We start from the raw sequence: 782 nt of genomic DNA, 5'->3' as shown, positions 1-782 counted from the left end.
GGCCCCCGGCCGTCCCGCGGCCCCGGCCGTCCCGCGGCCCCGGCCGTCCCGCGGTCCCGGCCGTCCCGCGGTCCCGGCTGCCCCTCGGCTCCGGCTGCCCCTCGGCCCCCGGCCGCTGCTCGCAATCCGTCACGCAATCCGTCACGCGGCCCGTCACGCGGCCCGTCACGCAATCCGGCACGCAGCCCCTCGCTCGACCCGTCGGGCCGCGTGCCGTGCCCCGGGCGGGCTCTCTCGTATGTCGTGCGCCCATACTGCTGGGATGACGACGCCCTATGACGCCATCGTGCTCGCCGGAGGGGCCGCGCGGCGGCTCGGTGGGGCGGACAAGCCCGGGGTGCTGGTGGGTGGCAGGGCGCTGCTCGACCGGGTGCTCGCCGCCTGTGCCGGGGCCGGGACCACCGTGGTGGTCGGGGAGCCCCGCACCACGACGCGGCCCGTGCGGTGGACGCGGGAGGAACCGGCCGGCGGCGGACCCCTCGCCGCCCTCGACGCGGGGCTCCGGCAGACCACCGCCCCCCTGGTGCTCGCGCTCTCCGCCGACCTGCCCTTCCTGGGCGCGCCCACCGTCACGGCCCTGCTCGACGCGCTCGTCGCGGGCGGACACGAAGGCGTCCTGTGCGTCGACGACGGCGGGCGGGAACAGCCGCTCGTCGCCGCCTACCGGGCCGAGCCGCTCCGCCGCGCTCTCGCCCTCGTCGCGGCCGAGCACGGAGGCCTGGCAGGCCTCCCCCTGCGGCTGCTGACCCGGAAGCTCGGCCTCGCCCACCTCGCCGCCCCCC

1 protein-coding gene is annotated in these 782 nt (G+C 79.4%); it reads left to right on the top strand.

The annotated features are described in order from the left end of the window. Nucleotides 1-262: 262 nt before the first annotated feature. A partial coding sequence (locus ACJA3G_RS37955; RefSeq protein WP_406557539.1) for a molybdenum cofactor guanylyltransferase occupies nt 263-782 on the top strand: 520 nt, incomplete at its 3' end.

The sequence above is a fragment of the Streptomyces sp. YS-3 genome (assembly GCF_045257485.1).
Lineage (GTDB): Bacteria > Actinomycetota > Actinomycetes > Streptomycetales > Streptomycetaceae > Streptomyces.
This window is presented reverse-complemented; position numbering and strand designations above follow the sequence as displayed.